Annotated in this window: 16 protein-coding genes and 1 tRNA gene; 7 read left to right on the plus strand and 10 right to left on the minus strand. The window is 43.1% G+C overall.

Annotation, left to right across the window (positions count from 1 at the left end; genetic code table 11):
- The first annotated feature begins 65 nt into the window (after positions 1-65).
- A complete protein-coding gene (locus BLQ81_RS15400; RefSeq protein ID WP_092731658.1) occupies positions 66-2,699 on the plus strand; it encodes a valine--tRNA ligase in 2,634 nt (877 codons plus the stop codon).
- A gap of 226 nt (positions 2,700-2,925) precedes the next feature.
- On the opposite strand, the gene BLQ81_RS15405 is transcribed toward BLQ81_RS15400, so the two are convergent.
- The 4 genes from BLQ81_RS15405 to BLQ81_RS15420 form a co-directional block, all read right to left on the minus strand.
- A complete protein-coding gene (locus tag BLQ81_RS15405) occupies positions 2,926-3,450 on the minus strand; it encodes a PRC-barrel domain-containing protein (protein WP_092731661.1) in 525 nt (174 codons plus the stop codon).
- Between the two features lie 282 nt (positions 3,451-3,732).
- A complete protein-coding gene (locus BLQ81_RS15410) occupies positions 3,733-4,518 on the minus strand; it encodes a 3-keto-disaccharide hydrolase (RefSeq protein ID WP_092731664.1) in 786 nt (261 codons plus the stop codon).
- 165 nt (positions 4,519-4,683) lie between these two features.
- Entirely contained in the window at positions 4,684-5,736 is a 1,053-nt protein-coding gene (locus tag BLQ81_RS15415) for a M42 family metallopeptidase (RefSeq protein ID WP_092731667.1), read from the minus strand.
- A 156-nt stretch (positions 5,737-5,892) separates the two neighbouring features.
- On the minus strand, positions 5,893-7,776 hold the full coding sequence (locus tag BLQ81_RS15420) for an amidophosphoribosyltransferase (protein WP_092731670.1): 1,884 nt from the start codon (positions 7,774-7,776) through the stop codon (positions 5,893-5,895).
- A 328-nt stretch (positions 7,777-8,104) separates the two neighbouring features.
- Here BLQ81_RS15420 and BLQ81_RS15425 point away from each other — a divergent pair, with 328 nt between their 5' ends.
- Entirely contained in the window at positions 8,105-8,422 is a 318-nt protein-coding gene (locus tag BLQ81_RS15425) for a hypothetical protein (protein ID WP_092731673.1), read from the plus strand.
- A gap of 81 nt (positions 8,423-8,503) precedes the next feature.
- A complete protein-coding gene (locus BLQ81_RS15430; protein WP_092731678.1) occupies positions 8,504-9,922 on the plus strand; it encodes a sigma-54-dependent transcriptional regulator in 1,419 nt (472 codons plus the stop codon).
- Positions 9,923-9,924: 2 nt separating this feature from the next.
- On the opposite strand, the gene BLQ81_RS15435 is transcribed toward BLQ81_RS15430, so the two are convergent.
- The 6 genes from BLQ81_RS15435 to lepA form a co-directional block, all read right to left on the minus strand.
- Entirely contained in the window at positions 9,925-12,423 is a 2,499-nt protein-coding gene (locus BLQ81_RS15435) for an ATP-binding response regulator (RefSeq protein WP_092731681.1), read from the minus strand.
- A 47-nt stretch (positions 12,424-12,470) separates the two neighbouring features.
- Positions 12,471-13,013 (minus strand): DsrE family protein, encoded by a 543-nt coding sequence (locus BLQ81_RS15440; RefSeq protein WP_092731684.1) that lies wholly within the window; start codon positions 13,011-13,013, stop codon positions 12,471-12,473.
- Between the two features lie 90 nt (positions 13,014-13,103).
- Positions 13,104-13,187, minus strand: a tRNA-Leu gene (locus tag BLQ81_RS15445).
- A gap of 78 nt (positions 13,188-13,265) precedes the next feature.
- On the minus strand, positions 13,266-14,150 hold the full coding sequence (gene folD / locus BLQ81_RS15450) for a bifunctional methylenetetrahydrofolate dehydrogenase/methenyltetrahydrofolate cyclohydrolase FolD (protein ID WP_092731687.1): 885 nt from the start codon (positions 14,148-14,150) through the stop codon (positions 13,266-13,268).
- Between the two features lie 72 nt (positions 14,151-14,222).
- Positions 14,223-14,585, minus strand: a complete 363-nt coding sequence (locus tag BLQ81_RS15455) for a four helix bundle protein (RefSeq protein ID WP_092731690.1) — start codon at positions 14,583-14,585, stop codon at positions 14,223-14,225.
- 85 nt (positions 14,586-14,670) lie between these two features.
- Positions 14,671-16,458 carry a translation elongation factor 4 gene (lepA, locus tag BLQ81_RS15460; protein ID WP_175454245.1) on the minus strand — a complete coding sequence of 596 codons (1,788 nt, stop codon included), beginning with the start codon at positions 16,456-16,458 and terminating at the stop codon, positions 14,671-14,673.
- 400 nt (positions 16,459-16,858) lie between these two features.
- Here lepA and BLQ81_RS15465 point away from each other — a divergent pair, with 400 nt between their 5' ends.
- From BLQ81_RS15465 to BLQ81_RS15475, 4 genes are all read left to right on the plus strand, one after another.
- Complete coding sequence (locus tag BLQ81_RS15465; protein ID WP_092731696.1) at positions 16,859-17,398, plus strand: DUF4924 family protein; 540 nt, start codon at positions 16,859-16,861, stop codon at positions 17,396-17,398.
- Positions 17,399-17,459: 61 nt separating this feature from the next.
- Positions 17,460-17,687 carry a hypothetical protein gene (locus BLQ81_RS22765; RefSeq protein ID WP_245693277.1) on the plus strand — a complete coding sequence of 76 codons (228 nt, stop codon included), beginning with the start codon at positions 17,460-17,462 and terminating at the stop codon, positions 17,685-17,687.
- 118 nt (positions 17,688-17,805) lie between these two features.
- Positions 17,806-17,991, plus strand: a complete 186-nt coding sequence (locus tag BLQ81_RS22770) for a hypothetical protein (RefSeq protein WP_245693278.1) — start codon at positions 17,806-17,808, stop codon at positions 17,989-17,991.
- Between the two features lie 122 nt (positions 17,992-18,113).
- Positions 18,114-19,418 carry an APC family permease gene (locus tag BLQ81_RS15475; RefSeq protein WP_092731699.1) on the plus strand — a complete coding sequence of 435 codons (1,305 nt, stop codon included), beginning with the start codon at positions 18,114-18,116 and terminating at the stop codon, positions 19,416-19,418.
- Positions 19,419-19,869: the final 451 nt, after the last annotated feature.

Below are 19,869 nucleotides of genomic sequence, written 5' to 3' on the forward strand. Positions count from 1 at the left end.
TTCCGATTCCATAAAGGCCTTTTGGCCTTTTTCCACTATTTTTGCACCTTCGACCCCCCCTGAGTATGTCTATTGCCAGCAAATATGAACCGGCAGCCGCCGAAGCCAAATGGTACGCTTACTGGATGGAACACAAGCTTTTCTCCTCCAAAGTGGATCACAGCAAGGAACCGTACACCATCGTCATTCCTCCTCCTAACGTCACCGGCGTGCTCCACATGGGCCATATGCTGAACAATACCATACAGGACGTTCTTATCCGTCGCGCCCGAATGCAAGGTAAAAATGCGCTTTGGGTTCCGGGAACTGACCACGCCTCTATCGCAACTGAAGCGAAAGTAGTCAACATGCTTAAGGAAATGGGGATCGACAAAAAGTCTATTTCCCGTGAGGAATTCCTGAAATATGCCTGGGAATGGAAAGAAAAATATGGCGGAATCATCCTGGAGCAACTGAAAAAATTGGGAGCCTCTTGTGATTGGGATAGGACGGCTTTCACCATGGATCCGGGATTGAGCGATGCTGTGCTTTCGGTTTTTGTGGATTTGCATAAAAAAGGTAAAATCTATCGTGGTATCCGCATGGTCAACTGGGATCCGAAAGGCCAAACCGCGCTTTCGGACGATGAAGTGATCATGAAGGAAATCCCCTCAAAACTTTATTACATCAAGTATAAAATTGAGGGTACCGAAGATCAATTCCTGACCATCGCTACCACCCGCCCTGAAACCATCATGGCTGATGTGGCGATCTGCATCAATCCAAAGGATCAGAGATTCATCCATCTCAAAGGAAAGAAAGCACTCATCCCATTGATCAACCGTGCCATTCCGATCATCGAAGATGAATACGTGGATATGGAGTTTGGTACAGGCTGCCTCAAAGTGACTCCTGCCCATGATATCAATGACTATGAACTTGGCGTAAAGCATAAATTGGAAGTCATAGATATCCTCAATGATAATGGAACGCTAAACGAAAAAGCACAGATCCTTGTCGGCGAAGATCGATTTGTCGCCCGAAAGATGATCGGGAAGAGATTGAAAGAAGCCGATCAACTCGAGAAAATCGAGGACTACAAATCCAACGTCGGTCACTCCGAGCGAACAGATGCCGTGATTGAACCGAAGCTTTCGCTACAGTGGTTCCTCAAGATGGAGGACATCACCAAGCCAGCTTTGAGCTCCGTGATGGATGATGTGATCAAACTTTATCCTCCAAAATTCAAGAACATGTACCGCTCATGGATGGAGAATGTGCGAGACTGGTGTATTTCGCGTCAGCTTTGGTGGGGACACCGGATTCCGGCCTATTACCTTCCAAATGGTGAGTACGTGGTCGCGAAAACTGCTCAAGAAGCTTTGGATCAAGCGAATGCTCAATTCGGCACGAGTTACTCCTTGTCTGACCTAAAACAGGATGAAGACGTCTTGGACACTTGGTTTAGCGCATGGCTTTGGCCGATTTCGGTTTTCGACACAGATGTCTTCACGACTGGAAAGCCAAACGAGGAACTGAAATACTATTACCCGACAAATGATTTGGTGACAGCACCGGAGATTCTTTTCTTCTGGGTGGCAAGAATGATCATCGCGGGTTATGAATACACGGGTGAAAAGCCCTTTAAAAACGTCTACCTCACCGGTATTGTACGGGACAAATTGGGCCGGAAAATGTCCAAATCGCTCGGTAATTCACCGGATCCACTTGATCTTATCGCTCAAAATGGAGCAGATGGTGTGAGAACAGGGATGCTTTTCTCCTCCCCTGCGGGAAATGATTTGCCATACGACGACAAACTGGTCGAGCAGGGAAGAAACTTTGCCAACAAGATCTGGAATGCTTTCAGATTGGTCAAAGGTTGGGAAATCGATCCTAATCTGTCAGGTTCTTCAAATGCATCCAGCTTCGAATGGTTTGAAAACCGATTCAACCAAGGCTTGACCGAGATCAACGAACATTTCGAGAAATTCAGGATTTCTGATGCCTTGATGACGACTTACAGATTGGTGTGGGATGACTTCTGCTCCTGGTATCTGGAGATGATCAAGCCGGCTTATCAGCACCCGATCGACCAGGTTACTTATGATAAGACAATTGAGATTTTCGAAAAAATCCTGAAGATTCTCCATCCGTTCATGCCGTTCATTACGGAGGAACTTTGGCATCAGATTAAGGAGAGGTCGGTTGCTGAATCTTTGATTTTGGCTTCTTGGCCTGAGGCAAGAGCCTTTGATCAGAAGATTATCGAAGAAGCGGCTCAAGTTTTTGAAGTCGTGTCGCAAGTGCGAAATCTGAGAGCCTCAAAGGGAATGTCGCCCAAGGAAGCGTTGGACTTAAGTGTCAATACCAAAAACCCGGACGTCTATGCCGGCTTCGAATCGGTATTGACCAAGCTGGCCAACTTGTCTTCTTTGAATTTTGCCGAGAAGGTGGATAACGCAATGAGTTTCGTGGTGAAAGCTGATGAATGCTTTATTCCTATGGGTGATCCCATCAATGTAGAAGAAGAAAAGTCCAATCTGAAAAAGGAGATTGAATACACACAGGGCTTCCTTGCTTCGGTAATGAAAAAACTAAGCAACGAGCGCTTTGTGGCCGGAGCCCCGGCTCAGGTTTTGGAAATGGAGCGAAAAAAGCAGGCAGATGCCGAGGCGAAGATCAAGACTTTGGAGGAGAGTTTGGCGAAGTTGGGATAGTGGTTATTGAGTTATTTGTTAAATGAGTATCGTCAAGGATGGACATTGTATGAAAATTGGCACAGTAAGTTGCGGATCCTCGACCATGGACTATAGTCTATGGTCCATGGCTTAGCAAATCTGCCCTCCACCTGCTACGTACAAATTTACGGGTACACAAATATTGGAATGAAAAAAGGCTAACCCACTTCGGATTAGCCTTTTTTATTGCCAATGGTTATTAATTCTACAAAAGCGGCTGACCACCTCTGCGAACGTCAGATTGTCTATCGCCCCGATGATCCGTTTCTAAGAATCCATCTCCAAATTGACGGTTTTTGATGCTTTTTGACTCCATGTCAAATCGGTCATCTTGTGCAAAAAAGGATTCGTTCTCATGATCATATCGACCATGAAGACTTCGATCTTCTTGGCTGTAAAAGGTACGCATACTGTGAAGGAACTCCGACTGCGGACCACTTGGCCAATTATCATTATCGAATCCGGGCGCATTTTCCAATGTTTCCTTTGATTCTTTGACGATGATGATATCCTCCTGCGCATTGTTGAATTCGAAAGCTTCAAAAGGCAAAGCCAGCAGCTTTGAACCTAAGTTCAAAAATCCTTCGTCAACCTTCAGAACGATATAATCCACTTTGCCGGATTGAATATTGATCATAAACTCCTTGATGGATCCTACCGATTCATCACGGGCAGTTTTTACTTTACATGAAGTTGCGGTACCGCAACTTACTTGGGAATGATGTGACATGGTTATTTTAGTTAAGTGAAAAATTTATTTGATTCACAGTATCCCACATGTATGCCAAGGGAAAAATCGCCTCTCAATGGCTAATAGACTTCATTCAGTAGTTCCCACTAGTGGAAGAGCTCCACACTTCGAGGTCTGAAATGCCCTTTTATCTTATGAGAATTTCTTTAAAATCTGGAACTACAATACCAAGATGGACAGAGGCAGACGAGAAATTTAAATTTCTCCTTACTCTTTTGAATTTTTCAAACCTTCGAGGTTATTAAAAACCTCAAAGGTTTCTTAAAACTCCCTAATCTTAATCTCCTTAAAAATCACACCCTGTCCTTCGCTTTGCAAACCGATATACCCGGACTTCAGCGGTGTGCCGTCTACCTTGATCACAGGATCAAATCGATTAGCCACTCCTCCACCGATTTGCGGTGAGCGGTACGTTAATACCGTATCTCCATTGACTAAATGATGAACAATGGAGTCACCATATACGATCAATTCGGCTTTCACCCATTCATCCCATTTGAAAGTTGGCGAGGTAGAATTGATACAATGCCTTTCATCTATTTTACCCTCATAAACCACATCAGTTCCCGGAGAACACATATTGCCGGTAGGTCGGGCGACTCCTTCTTTTTCCTCAGCAAGCATCTGATATTCGACAGAAATCGGCCAATCTTGTTCCTTCAAAATCGATGCTGGGGATTGGGAATGAAACATAACCCCTGAATTGCGGTAGGTATAGCTCGCCGCATCTTTCAGCCATTGATCTGTAAATCGGTATTCCCATTTCAAATGAAAAGATGAAAACGGCTTCTCATAAAACAGGTGTCCGTATCGATCCTCAAAGGCTCCATAGTCGTCGTAATTGACCTCGATCGCACCATCTATAACTTTAAATGTATTGGCGTAATTCTCCCCTGACTCGTGATGGTGGATTTTGGGAATCCAGCCGTTTAGATCTTGCCCGTTAAAAAGTACTTGCCATTCGGACCCAGCCGAGACATCTTCTTTTTCGGCTTTTTGGCAGGAAATGAAAAGAAGGATGGCGAAGAAAGGAAGGATGGATTTCATGGAATTTTGGAGTTTAGTTTGGAAAATAGTGGTCTGTGAGGCTATAGCCTAGGGCTTTGGTCTCTTACCTTCATTATTCGATGTTCATCATTCGATATTCGATATTCAAAAACTTAAAATATCGAACACCGAAAGCAGAATGATGAATTTCGAAGTTTGGATTACTTAATGCGTCCAGTTATACCCATCCATCTGCTCCAGACATGCCTTGAGCAAAGCAATGGAATCTGCAATATCCTTTTTGTGCGCCATTTCGATCACCTGATGCAAGTGGCGGGTTGGGATGGAAATGGCTCCAGCGATCGCGCCTTGCTTCCCCATTCGCTGGACACCGGCAGTATCTGTCCCTCCGGCAGTCAGAATTTCGGGTTGCCATGAGATGGCTTCTTTTGCAGCCGTTTGCTTCATGAATTCCACCATTCGGTAATCGCAGATGGTCATGGCATCCATGATTTTGATTGCTGTCCCTTTGCCTAGCTCGGTGATCTTTTCATGTGCTGCAGCTCCGGGAACATCGAAGGCTATCGTCGTATCCAAAGCAATTCCAAAGTCAGGGTTGATGCTATGAGCTGCCACATTTGCGCCGCGAATACCCACTTCTTCCTGCACCGTGAAAGTGGCATAGACATCATAGGCAGGCTTATCCAATAGTTTCAATGTCTCTATCAAAATGAAAACAGCCACACGGTTATCGATTGATTTACAGTTGACACAGTCTCCCATTTCAATCAGTTCCCGATCACGGGTGACCGGATCGCCGATGGAAATATACTTTTCCACCTCTTCTTTAGACATACCCATATCGATGAAAAAATCTGTGGTCTTGGGGAGTTTAGCTCTTTCCTCCACTGACATCACATGAATAGGTTTACTTCCCATCACGCCTACCATGTCCTTTTTTCCATGCACAATCACCCGCTGGGCAGTTAATGTTTTGGGGTCAAATCCTCCCAATGTGTGAAATCTTAAAAATCCCTGCTCATCAATATGGGTAATAATGAACCCGATTTCATCCAAGTGAGCAGCAACCATAACGCGCTTCCCTTCAGGATTCCGGGTTCCCCGTTTAATGGCTATCACACTCCCAAGGTTATCAATACTCACTTCGTCTGCCAGTGGGGTGACTAATTCAATCACCAGATCTCTTACTCTTTTTTCAAATCCGGGTGCTCCTGGGATCTCACAGATTTGCTTTAATAAAGCGACATTTATTTCCATTTTTCTTTGAATTCATTTCTGCTCCAAATTAAACCTTTTGGCTTCAAAGCATTCTTCCATAAATGCAAAAAGGCGCAAAGATTGCTCTCTGCGCCTTTCCATATTTTCTTTTTTGAATGTTCCGGTATACGAACTGATCCAATCAAGACTCAGACTTTAATAAGCCCTGACAGTCTTTCCCTCCATGTAATTCACGAAAGCGCGATTTACAACTTGGGTTCCCCCTGTAGTTGGGTAATCTCCGGTAAAATACCAGTCCCCCAGGTGTTTGGGAATACATTTATGCAAGTTGTCGACAGTTTGAAATATCACTTTAACCACAGCATTGATCTCAGGCGTAGTTACAATTTCGGCGATTTTATCAGATATCTCTTCATCCGTAAAAGCATCATAAACCTCCTTCACGAAGTTTTCGGATGACATCGGGTTTTGCACACATGAATCGTAGACCCGATCAAGAACTTGTTCAATCTTCCGATCCCGAAGCAATCCAATGGCAGCACGGAAAGCAATAAAGTCCTTCATTCGTGACATATCTATTCCATAGCAATCCGGGAAGCGGATTTGCGGTGCTGAGGACACAATGATAATTCGTTTTGGGTTTAACTTATCCAAAGTCGTCAAGATGCTTTTCTCCAGGGTAGTACCCCTTACAATGCTGTCATCTATCACCACAAGTGTATCTACTCCCGGCTTGATCACCTCATAGGTGGTGTCATAAATATTGGCCACCATGGCATCACGATCTGTATCATTAGTGATGAAGGTCCTCAGCTTTACATCCTTGCTGACCAATTTTTCTACCCTCGGACGGAAATTGAGCAGGTCGTCTAAATCTCCGACGTGGGGCTTTCCTTCCAGAAACACCTCTCTTCGTTTTGCACTAAGGTAGTCTTCCAATCCTTCAATCATTCCCAAAAAGGCGGTCTCAGCCGTATTTGGAATATATGAGAAAACGGTGTTTTTCAGATCGAAATCGATCTCTTTGAGAATTTGGGGAATCAGGGCCTTCCCAAGATTTTTACGTTCTTGGTAAATATCCGGGTCCGTCCCCCTTGAAAAGTAAATACGCTCAAATGAGCAGGATTTTTTCTCTCTCGCTGGCATAATCTGCGATTCGGTGTACGAACCGTCTTTGTTGATTACAATGGCGTGACCGGGCTTAATTTCCTTAATTTCTTTGAAGTCAATATTAAATGCGGACTTAATCGCCGGCTTTTCCGAAGCAACCACCACTATCTCCTCATCTGCATAATAAAAGGCGGGGCGAATACCTGAGGGATCCCTAACGACAAAGGATGAACCGTTTCCGACCATTCCCGCCATTGCGTATCCACCGTCAAAATCTCGGCAGGATCTTTTCAGGATACGGACCACATCCAATTCATCTTCAATCAGTTGAGTGATTTGCTCGTTGCTGAATTGGTGTTTGTACTTATCGAAAATCCGCTGATTTTCTTCGTCCAAAAAGTGACCGACTTTTTCCATCACGGTGACAGTATCGGTTTTTTCTTTCGGGTGCTGTCCCAGTTGGACGAGTTTGCTAAAAAGTTCCTCGTTGTTTGTCATGTTGAAGTTGCCTGCCATGACGAGGTTTCGGCTTCTCCAGTTATTTTGTTTTAAAAAGGGGTGACAAGTTTCGATGCTGTTTTCCCCGTGTGTTCCGTAGCGAAGGTGACCAAGCCAAACTTCTCCGGTGAATGCAATGTTTTTTTTGAGCCATTCAGCATCTTCAAGAACCTTTTTACCACCGATCTTTTTGGCCTTTTTATACTTTGCGTTGATCTTATCGAAGATGAAATTAACGGCTGAGGCTTCTACAGATCGATACCTACTGATGTATCGGGTTCCCGGCTCGGTGTCTATTTTGACGTTGGCTACCCCCGCACCATCTTGACCCCGGTTGATCTGCTTTTGCATCAGCACATACATGCGCTTGGCTGCAAAAGCATTCGTGCCGTATTTGTCGATGTAATATTGAGGATGCTTACGGAGCCGAATCATGGCAATTCCGCATTCATGTTTGATGGCGTCACTCATGGAGAAAGGCGAATGTTCTTTTGGTGTGTCAAAGGTAGGTGTTTTCAAAAGATTTATTCCTGAATAAAAGTTCTGTTGTGAAGAATAATATATGGCAGGCTATTTATTGATAATTAAGTGACAGTTGCAAGAACAAATGTGTTCTATTCTCCCCAGCTAGGGGATTGACTACCCAAAATTCCTTAGTCAAGTTTCCACAAAAGGGCTTTCCTTGCCCCAAAAAAGCCTTGGCACAGCCTTAGCAGTAAGCTCATCAGAATCGGAAAACAAGTTTCCGGAATCAGAATCCAAATTCTGATTTTTATACTAAACCAAATTAAATAACACCATGAAAAAGATCATTTTAATGTCAGCTATGATGGTAGCAGGTGCTTCTTTTGTAACACCAACTATTGCCAAGGTGATTTCAAACCCAATGGAAATCACGCTGCAGGAAGAAAAAACTCAAATCAAACCTGATGAACTTCCAACTCCCGTAAAACTTACGATTGCAGGTGATGATACATTGAAAGAATTGACTCTTGCTGAAGCATGGCAGGTAAAAAAAGTCGACGGAGTCGTCCATTTCAAAGTCGCTTTTGATAATGGAACTGAAGACTTACTTTGGAAAACCTATGATGCAGAGGGCAACGAGATAAAAGAGTAAGTTGCTAATTCCCCTAATTTAAAAAGCACCGGACTCCAGTCTGGTGCTTTTTTTGTTTGATAAGCTAAAAAAATACTAGAGATGGCTCATATACTATTAGTTGAAGACGACCTGACGTATTCCAGAATTGTAAAGACTTTTTTGGAAAAAAATAATTTTGAGGTCACCACCACTGTAAAAGTAAAAGAGGCGCAGAACATCCTTAATTCTGCAAAATACGATCTGATCATCGCTGACTTCAGATTACCGGACGGTACCGGCATGGAACTTCTTCAATGGGCAAAGGCGAACTTCCCACAATTGCAAGTTATTCTCATTACCCATTATTCTGATATCCGTATTGCCATCAAGGCCATGAAACTCGGGGCATTTGAATACATCACCAAACCCATCAACCCGGATGAATTGCTAGCCACCGTCAAGGAGTCTCTGGCTCAAAAAACCGAATTAAAAAGCGAAACCGTACCTGAAAGACCGCATAAAATCTCCAAACCAAAATCTCACAATCCCTATGTACTTGGAGAATCACAAGAAGCTCAAAAACTGGAAAAACACATCCAACTTGTAGCACCGACGGATTTGAGTGTGTTGGTATTAGGCGAAACAGGTACAGGTAAGGAGTTGATCTCAAAACGGATTCATGAATTTTCGAACCGAAAAGAAGGACCTTTTGTAGCCATTGACTGTGGGGCTTTGCCCAAAGAACTAGCCGGAAGTGAATTATTCGGCCATGTCAAAGGAGCCTTCACCGGTGCATTGGACAATAAAACCGGACATTTTGAATCCGCAAACGGAGGCACCATTTTTCTGGACGAAATCGGGAATCTCAGCTATGAAGTTCAGATTCAGTTGCTAAGAGCTATTCAGGAGCGGAAAATCCGAAAAATCGGTGGAAACAAAGAAATAGAAATCGATGTGCGAATCATTGCTGCCACCAATGAAAATCTAATCTCCCAATCCGGTGAGGGCATTTTCAGAGAAGATTTGTATCATAGACTGAATGAATTCACACTTCATGCCATTGCTCTGCGAAACAGAAAAGCGGATTTAGAATATTTCGTAGGTGATTTTCTTAAAGAAAGCAATGAGCGACTCCAAAAATCGATAAAGAGTCTGAGTCCGGCTGTTTGGGATATTTTTTACAACTATGACTGGCCCGGAAATCTCCGTGAACTTCGAAACATCATCAAGCGGGCAGTACTGCTCTCCACCGGTGAAAAAATAGAAAAAGAGGCTTTACCGCTGGAGCTTTATGATTCCGCATTCTTACCGGAACGATCCACACAATCCGGCGCAACCTTCTCCTCCAACACCGGGGGTTCTGCTATAAATCAACCAGCTTCAGCTACGGACTATAAGTCTCAATGGAAAGAGCAAGAGAAGGAACTGATTCAAAAAGTGCTTCAAGACACACGGTTTAATAAGTCCAAAACCGCACGAATCTTGAACATGGATCGGAAAACCTTATACAGCAAAATCGAAAAATACGGCCTGGAGTGATCTCAGACCATTTCTGAAATTTTATCCTTCAGCGCCAGCAGGGTTCCCCGTGTTTCTGCGTCCAGCTGATTGAGCATTTCCTGAATGCCCTGTTGGTTGTTAAGTTTTAGGTTGTTTTCGATTTTGCGCGCAATAGGTCCGGCTTGGCTTTTGATTTGGCCCAGTCTACTCCCTAATTGATGGCAGATTTCGAGGATTTCAGACCAGCGATCATTCAGTCTTGCCCGTGTGATTTTTTGTAGATCTGTCTCGGTCTCGCGGATAAGATCACGGATAATATCGGCCAGTAATTCTTGATCTCCCATGCAAAATTTATCCAAATCGAAAAGGTTAACAACTTCAGCAGTAATTTCCACTTGGTCTAACTCCTGATCGGCAACCTTCAAACGATCCGGGAAAAAATTACCGAGAACCGAAATAAGCTTTTTCTCCTGAAATGGCTTCAAAATCAATTCATCAAAGCCTTCTGCAACCAGTCGCTCTTTCTCCTCCACAAAGACATTTGCAGTCATAGCCAACAGCGGCAATTTTAGGAATTTGGGGAAATTCCGGATTGATTTTGCCACATCAAATCCTGAAAATTCAGGCATCTGTATATCGATCATGGCCAAATCCAAAGCTATTGGTTCAAAATCATCCCTAAAAAAGCGACCTCCCGGAAAAGAAATCACATTGGCTCCGAAATAGCGCAATACCGTCTCCAAATACTTCAGGCCAACCCGATCATCATCGATTACCATAATATTCAATCCTGACAAGTCAATGAATTTGCCTTCTGCGGGGATTTCCGGGATAATCTGGACAGGGCTCAATTCCATAGGAATTACGATCCTCATCGTGGTCCCGATACCCGGGACGCTTTCAGCATTGAGTTCCCCTTCCATCAGGGTAACCAAGCGCTGAACGATCGCCAAGCCCAAGCCAGTTCCTCCAAATTTCCTGGAAATCGAAGCATCCGCCTGATCAAATTCCCGGAAAACTTTGACAAGCTCCTCCGGATTCATCCCGATACCTGAATCCTGAATGCTGATCTCCAGTTGATTTTCCGCCCATTTCACACCAACTTCTACTTTTCCTTCCTGAGTAAATTTGAATGCATTGCTCAGGAGGTTATTCATCACCTGTTTGATTCTTAAGGCATCACCAACTAGCCATTGCGCATCAGGCAGTTCCAAATCCCATAAAAATTCCAGCTTTTTGTCTTTTGCTGTCAACTCAAAGAAACTCTGAATTGCCCCAAAAAGCTCCAATGGGTCAAATGGGTATTTTTCCAACTTTAGCTTTCCTGCTTCCAACTTTGAAAAATCAAGAATGTCATCGACTATCTCCATCAGGGTATCGGAGGCAAAACCGATCATTTTCAAATGTGACTGCTGATTTGATTCCAGGGATGACTTTTCCAAAATCGCTCTGTAACCCTGAATTACGTGCAATGGATTACGGATTTCATGGCTCATGTTGGCCAAAAATTCCTGTTTGGATTTCGCCAATTGATCCGACTTCCTTCGGGATACCTCTAAATCTTCCTGGTAAGTTTTGTTGATGTTGATTTCCTTCAGAATAGAGAGTACAAGAAAAGCGGTTCCTAAAACCGCAATAATTACCACGATAATCAAGAAAAAAGTAACATCGAAGACGAGCCCCGAGGCCTGTTCACTTTGCTCATTCGATGCCAAAATCGCTTTGGATTGAAGATCTGCAATCAACGTTTGGATTGTGATTCCAATTTCATTTTGTTTTTGGGAAAGTGAGGCTTCCAAAGTGGCCAATTTTTGTCGCTGGAAAGTCTCCTCTTTGTAAATCTTGTTGATCACTCCCCGCAAGGAATACAATACACTGTCCAAATTTTCAGTTTGCGAGGATTGCAAGAAGTTTTGTGCATTCTCATCCCGCAGTTTTTTCAGATAGGTGATCAAACGATCCTCGTCTCTGGAAATAATCCCTTTCCTCAGCTCCTGACGGCTGTTAGTTTGTTCCTTAAGTTCGTTGTATATAAATTTTTTAGGGTTCAATTCCCTCAATGGCCTATATTCCAGATTTTGAGCACGGCGGCGGATTCCAATTTCCACCTTGTTGAGTGCTTCCTGAGAAAAATTCCGGGTGTCAAGATTCCTTTTGACTTCATACAAGTCTACAAAGCCATTGATCAGAACAGCGAGATTATCTCTGATGATTTGAACACTTTGCTTTTCCAAGGTATCGACAGCCAAGGTATCAAGCTGGTCAAGCTTAATCTGAAGCTGAGCGATTGTGGAGTCATTGACACGGGCATCTGTCCTTAGGTTATCTCCTCCAACACGGGTGATTCTAAAAATCTCAGATTGAAGGTTATTCAGGAGTTCCAACTTTTTGTTGGGCTGTGCCAACTGTCTGACGGAATCCTCTAATTGATTTAGGGTATAATAAGTCAGGCCCGCAACACTAACGAGAATAAACGTAGCCAAAAAAAATCCGGCGGCTACTTTCTTTCCAGTAGAAATAATTGATTTAAAGGGCTTCATACATTTAGGTAGGAACCCTCAATTATTCAATAATTATTCCAAGCTTGTCAAAACTTCAATAAAACATACCCTTGGGGAACGTAGGTAGTGATGGTAGTCAAGGCAGAATGTGCAATCGTAACTCCCGGCCAAAGGTCTGCAGTTTTAAGATTCCGAGCGATCAGAGATTGTCCACAGACATAAACATCCGCTCCAGCTTCTTTCAAAGCCTCATAAACTTTAAGATTAGGGTTGGCTACTTCAAACTTTTTTTGATAATTCTCATCATTGAGCAAGGTGAAAATTGCGCCGCCATGAATGATGACTTTCACTTTCATTTTATCCTTTGGCACTCCCGCAAGTCCGTGAAGATTCATCATTCGTGCGACATTGTCCACCCAGCGGGAGATCTCTTTGTTGTCTTCAGCGGCTGAAGTAAGGTCTACAATAATTTTATATTCCAAAGATGGATCAGGCCGTTCTTTTGCATCAGCTATTTCATAAATTCCTCCAAAACCATTGACAATAGGAAATTGGGGAGTCTGGGCTTGAGATAGTACAGCAAGGAAAAGGGAAAAAACGAATAACGTGAATTTAAGGATTGTTCGCATCAGGAAGAATTTTGGCGAAAAGTAACTAAAAATCAAACTTCAAAAAGTCCGTTAGTAAAAAAAGCCTAACCGAAGAACGATTAGGCTTTGTGCGCACGAGAAGATTCGAACTTCCACACCCGTAAGGGCACCACCCCCTCAAAGTGGCGTGTCTACCAATTTCACCACGTGCGCGGTTAGGGTCTGCAAAAGTAGAAATCCAAGCCAATTGAAACAAACAGGAATCAGGGATTTCTTTACTTTTTTTCCAATTTATCCAAAAACCTTCTTTTCAGCTGATTGAAGCGTGTTGTAAAGCAGCGCTGCGATGGTCATAGGTCCTACTCCACCGGGAACTGGTGTAATTGCTGCTGCTTTTTCTGCTACTTCATCAAATTTCACATCTCCGATCAATCGGAACCCTGACTTCTTGGAAGCGTCTTGGATGCGGTGAATTCCCACATCAATCACCACAGCACCTGGCTTCACCATATCCGCAGTTACAAATTCAGGCTTTCCAATCGCTACTATTAAAATATCGGCAGATCGGCAGATTTCAGGAAGATTTTGAGTTTTGCTGTGAGTCAGGGTCACCGTGGCATTTCCGGGATAGCCATTTCTGGCCATCAAGATACTCATCGGGCTGCCCACAATATGGCTTCGACCAATGACTACGCAGTGTTTGCCGGCAGTTTCGATCTCATATCTTTTCAATAATTCCACAATCCCGTAGGGAGTTGCAGCTACATAGGCAGGCCAATTCAAAGTCATCCGACCAACGTTTGCCGGGGTGAACCCATCGACATCTTTTTCTGGCCTGATTTTATTGGTGACTTTGTCAACGGAAATATGCTTGGGAAGCGGCAGTTGAACAATCAATCCGTCGATATCCGGGTTATTGTTGATGTCCTCCACCATGTTTAGGAGATCCTCCTCAGTTACATCAGATTCCAGACGGACTAGCGTGGATTTGAAGCCCACTTCTTCACAGGCTTTTACTTTTGCACCTACATAGGTTTGGCTTGCCCCATCACTTCCCACCAACACCGCCGCCAAATGTGGGGTTTTTCCACCCCCTGCTCTTATTTCAGCTACACGGACTGCGATTTCTGACTTGATTTCTTGAGCGGTTTGTTTTCCGTCGATGATTGTAGGCATATTTATCTTTTAAGTTTTAATTTAAAATGCGAAGTACGAAATACGAAATACGGCCCAAGTCCTCTTACAACCTCATTTCGGGAAATTGGAGCGGGCAGTTTTTAAACTTGCTACAAAAATTGAAATCAATTCATCTACTTCTTTGAGCAGTTGATCAAATTCAATTCTCAAAGATTCGTCATGATTGAATTTCTGAAGGAGTTCCAAGAAAAATTGACTTTCATCAGCCTCTTCTTCCACAATCTTTAATTTATTTATAAAATCAGCATTTGACTTTGCTCTCATTGCAGCTCGATAATTTGCAGCTATCGAACTTGAGCACCTAAGCAACTGATTAACATAATTATTGTACTCCCGCGAATGCGGGATTTTCGAACAAAGAAGCCAAACATCAATAGCGAATTTTTTGGTTCGATCTTTTAATGCTTGGCTCATTTTACAATTTCAGGTCTGAAGTTCTTAAATCTCGTTATTCGTACCTCGTATCTCGTACCTCGTATTTCGTATTTCTTAATTCAGATTAGTCCAGCTTCAACACTGCCATAAACGCCTCCTGAGGGATCTCGACGTTGCCGACTTGTCTCATTCGCTTCTTTCCTTTTTTCTGCTTTTCGAGGAGTTTACGCTTACGCGAAATATCACCCCCGTAGCATTTTGCCAATACGTTTTTACGCATGGCCTTTACGGTTTCTCTGGCAATGATCTTCTGACCAATAGCCGCCTGGATGGCGATTTCAAACATTTGTCTTGGAACCAAATCCTTCAGTTTCTCACAAAGTCTTCTGCCCCAATCGTATGCTTTATCCCGGTGAACTACTGCGGACAAGGCGTCAACCGGCTCCGCGTTAAGCATCACATCCAATCGCACCATGTTGGAAATCCGGTATCCGATCAACTCATAATCCAGCGAAGCGTAGCCTCTTGAGATTGTTTTCAGCTTGTCAAAGAAATCAAAAACAATCTCAGCCAAAGGCATATCAAAAGAAAGTTCTACGCGCTCAGCAGTGAGATAAACCTGATTCTTGATCAGCCCACGCTTATCCATACATAGAGTAATCACTGCTCCGACATATTCTGATGCGGTAATGATGGAAGCTTTTACATAAGGCTCTTCGATATGTTTCATCCGCGAAGGATCAGGCATATCAGAGGGCGCATTGATGAGCTGATAGGTATCGTTGGTCATGAGGGCTTTGAACTGCACCGAGGGAACAGTGGTGATCACCGTCATGTCGAATTCACGCTCCAGACGCTCCTGAATGATCTCCATGTGGAGCATTCCCAAGAATCCGCAACGAAATCCAAAGCCCAAAGCCATGGAAGTTTCAGGTTCCCAAACCAACGATGCATCATTTAATTGGAGTTTCTCCATCGAGTAGCGAAGCTCCTCATAGTCGGTGGTCTCAACCGGGTAAATCCCGGCAAAAACCATCGGTTTTACGTTTTCAAAACCTTGAATTGCAGCCTCGCAAGGACGTTTGACATGGGTAATCGTATCACCCACTTTGATTTCCTTAGCCACCTTCACTCCGGAGATCAGGTAGCCTACGTTACCGGCACTCATGGTTTGCTGCGGAATTTGGTTCAATCCCAAAATCCCGATTTCATCAGCCTCGTATTCCTTGCCCGTGTTGACAAATTTGATTTTATCTCCTTTGCTGAAGGTGCCATTGAATATCCTAAAAATCACCTCGACACCGCGGAAGGGATTGTACACTGAATCAAAAATCATCGCCTGAAGTGGTGCGTCCGGATCACCTTTTGGAGCCGGTATTCTGTTGACCACAGCTTTGAGAATGTCCTCAATACCCAAACCTGCTTTGCCGGAGGCCAAAATAATATCTTCTCTTTTACAACCGATCAGATCAATCACCTCATCAGCGACAGTTTCGGGATCTGCACCGGGTAAATCTATTTTATTCAAAACAGGGATGATTTCCAAATCATGGTTCAGTGCCAAATAAAGATTTGAAATCGTCTGGGCTTCCACCCCTTGCGAAGCATCCACAATCAAAAGTGCGCCTTCACACGCTGCAATTGACCGGGAGACCTCATAGGAAAAATCAACGTGTCCGGGCGTGTCAATCAGGTTGAGGATGTATTCCTCGCCTTCGTAGGAGTATTTCATTTGGATCGCATGAGACTTAATCGTGATACCACGCTCTCGTTCCAAATCCATGTTATCCAACAACTGGTTTTGCATATCCCGGTCTGAAACCGTGTTTGTTGTCTGCAATAACCTATCCGCCAATGTACTCTTCCCATGATCGATATGGGCGATGATACAGAAATTTCTTATGTTTTTCATAGCTATTCGTGTCGCAAAAGTAGTGAAAAAGGGGGATGATTAGTCTATCCGTTTCAGTGTTTGCATCAAATACACTTTGTTAAAATAATTTGTTGGGAAAAGGGAAAATGAGAAAGATCTTCGGTCAAATACAATGGAAATACTTTTTGCTGCGCAGAAGGAAATACACCTATGCTGAAATAACTTAAAGTGAAATACAATGGAAATAGATTTTGCTTCGCAAAAGAAATACGCCTACGGCGAAATAAAGTGAACCAAATGGATTTAGGCTTGCTACTTCGCTATGCCTATTTCACCGAGTACAGCGAGGTATATCTCTATTGTATTTCCATCATATTTCAACAGTTTTTCTACCGTAATTCCATTGTTTTCTACCTTTACCTCGCAAAAAACCAATTCCATGCAATTCATAGCCGAAAAGAAAAAAATCCAAAACATCGGAGAATACCTGATCTACATGTATCAAATGGAAGATTTGATTCGCTCCTATCAGGGAAATATGGATGAGATCCGACAATATGTGATTTCCCATTATCCGGTGTCGGAAGAAGAGAAACATGAAATTTCAACCTGGTTTGAAGGGATTCTGAACAAGATGCGGGCGGAGAAATCCCTGGAGCAAGGACATTTGAATGAGCTGAAAGATTTGGTGGAAACCCTCGCCCATATCCATTGGAAACTCCTGAAAACGGACAAAACCTATTTCGAAACCTACTCCAAGGCAAAGCCCTATATTCTGAAAGCGATAATCAACTCAGCCAATGAAAATCCGGGCAACGAAATTCAGATCTGCCTCAACGGCATCTATGGACTTTTGCTTTGTAGGCTTTTAGGCAGAAAAGTACCGAACGAGCAAGTGAAAGCTGCAGAAGCTTTTGGAGATGTACTCAGCTTATTGAATTTTCATTACCAACAACGAATTTTTATGTCGCCAAATTGAGGTGATTGTAAGATTGGAAAATTTGAAAATAAAAAAATTGAAAGGTTTCCTATCTCAGGGAATGAAAATCAACATTTTCTTTTCCATTGAATTGGCATTTAATGTTTTGCTGATTTTTGAGGCAATGAGTCTGATTTTTCTTTTCCCTGATTCCGTGGCAGATTCTGTCGGCAAGCAGTTTGAAATCATTTCATTGATTTTACTGCGGGATGCATTCAAGGAATTCGGCCACTATTTAGGAGATGTCAATATATCTGGTTTTTTTCTTTGTCCTGATCGGGTTTTATGACCTGTTCAGCGCCTGAGAAAATCAGACATTCATCTCCAGTGTCAAGCTTTTTTATAACCTGTTGATATTTAAGGATGTATTTATATTGCTTTTTTCCTTACACTACACAATCAAATATTTGAATCTGTTCCGGTATTCATCCTTTGCTTTAGCCACAATTTCCCTTCGTCTTACCTTGTCTGCACCTGCCTATTTCAATGTACTTTTGGCAGTGATCGCAGGCTTGATGGTACTATTGGTGACTTACATTTACAACTACCTATTGGCAAAGGAGGACGCAGCAAAAGACTTGGTCTCAGTATAACTTAGGCATGAAGCCTGGACTTTTTGAAAAATGTATTGCCCCTGATCAGATTAATTGGTTGGCCTTGGACTAATTTTTATATTTTTCTGAATCAATCCAACTGAATTTCTTCGAAACCCTTCATGATCACGAGTTCTACTACAGAAAATATCCAAGAAAAATTACCCAGAAATCTGGGACTGTGGGGAATCTGGATGTTGGTCGTGAATGGATTGATCGGAGCCGGGATTTTTGGGCTTCCCAGCGGAGCAGCAGCACTGGCCGGAGAATACAGCATTTTAGTCTATGGTTTTTGCGCCTTGTTGATTCTTCCGGTGATTCTTTGTTTTGCGGAATTGGGGAGTTATTTCCGAGGAACGGGAGGTCCCATCAAATACGGGACCTTGGCCTTTGGCTCATTTATAGGTTTTCAGGGGGGGTGGCTATATTATTTAGCCCGACTGATTTCCTTTTCAGCCAATACAGTTTTACTCACTGACAGCATTGCCTATTTCATTCCGGCAGCCGCCGAAAGCTTGGGTCGGTTGATTTCTCTGGCGCTCATTTGCCTTGCATTGAGTTTGGTGAATGTGCTTGGATCAGTTGAGTCGATCCGTTCGATGACTGTATTTACCATTGTCAAATTCGCGGTTTTGATTCTGCTGCCCTTGGGAGGATTTATCCTTTTGGGTGCTGAGGTGATTCCGCGCTTTGACACTCCTGTTCCGCCATTTTCAGATTTGGGAAGTGCAGCTTTGTTATTGATCTATGCTTTTGTGGGGTTTGAGGGTGCTGTGGTACCCGCTGGCGAAGCAAAGCGTCCCGAGCGGGACATGCCTTTGGGACTATTGCTTGGACTTGGGGTTGTGGCCATCTTGTACATGGTAATCCAACTGGTAACCCAGGCCGCCGTTCCAAATTTGGCAGATTCCAAAACGCCATTGCTTGATGCATCGGCAGCACTTTTTGGAAATACCGGAGCAGTGATTTTGATGATCGGCGTGGCCGCATCGGTGATTGCAAATTTGCTGGGATCGATGTTCTCCTCCACACGGCTGACTTACGCGCTTTCCCTGGATAAATCCCTTCCAAAATGGTTTGGTGAAGTCCATCCCAAATTCCTGACACCCGCCAATTCTGTGATTTTCTTTGGCGTTTCAGCCTTTTTGCTTTCAGCCTTCGGTTCATTTACCGTATTGGCGGCAATGACTGTTTTATCCCGGCTATTCCTGTACATTATGAGCTGCGCCGCTATTCCCAGGTTGAGATCCAGATTTGAAGGGGAAGGAAGATTTATTCTTAAGGGAGGTTATATTATCCCTGTTTTGGGAATTTTTGCTTGCTTATGGCTGATGCTTCAAGTCAGTGAGCGCTCTATCTGGATGACAGCTTTATTTATTGCAATTGGATCGGGACTGTATTGGTTGGGTAGAAAAAGAAATACCTGACCATAATTGTTTGCTCATTTTTAAAAACCAGGTCTCTCTGGTTTTAGGCTATGTCGGAGAATTTGACAAAGAATATAAGTCATCCCGATACCTGGGAACAGGGAGGGAAGATTGAAACTTTCAATAATCAATGGAAATAACCTAATTTTTTTTTCTTGTTTCGATTAAAATCAATATAGGTAAAGCACAATTTTGTGGAAAACTTTACCTCTGTAAAAACAAAAAATACCCAGTACTGGGTATTTTTAAGAAAGGTCAACGCTGTACATTTGATCAGGGTGATTAAGCAACTTTTCTCAGGATTTTTACTAGAAAATTTTAAAGGGACTTTTTTCAGCACTTTTACCTCCCTTTTATTTTAGCTCTCGACAATATAGAAGAGCTTGTTTCAGAGGCTTTGAAGGAAATATTTTGATTTTTTTTTAACGAAGCTGATTAATTGTTTCCGGAA

This window comes from Algoriphagus alkaliphilus, assembly GCF_900103735.1.
Classification (GTDB): domain Bacteria; phylum Bacteroidota; class Bacteroidia; order Cytophagales; family Cyclobacteriaceae; genus Algoriphagus; species Algoriphagus alkaliphilus.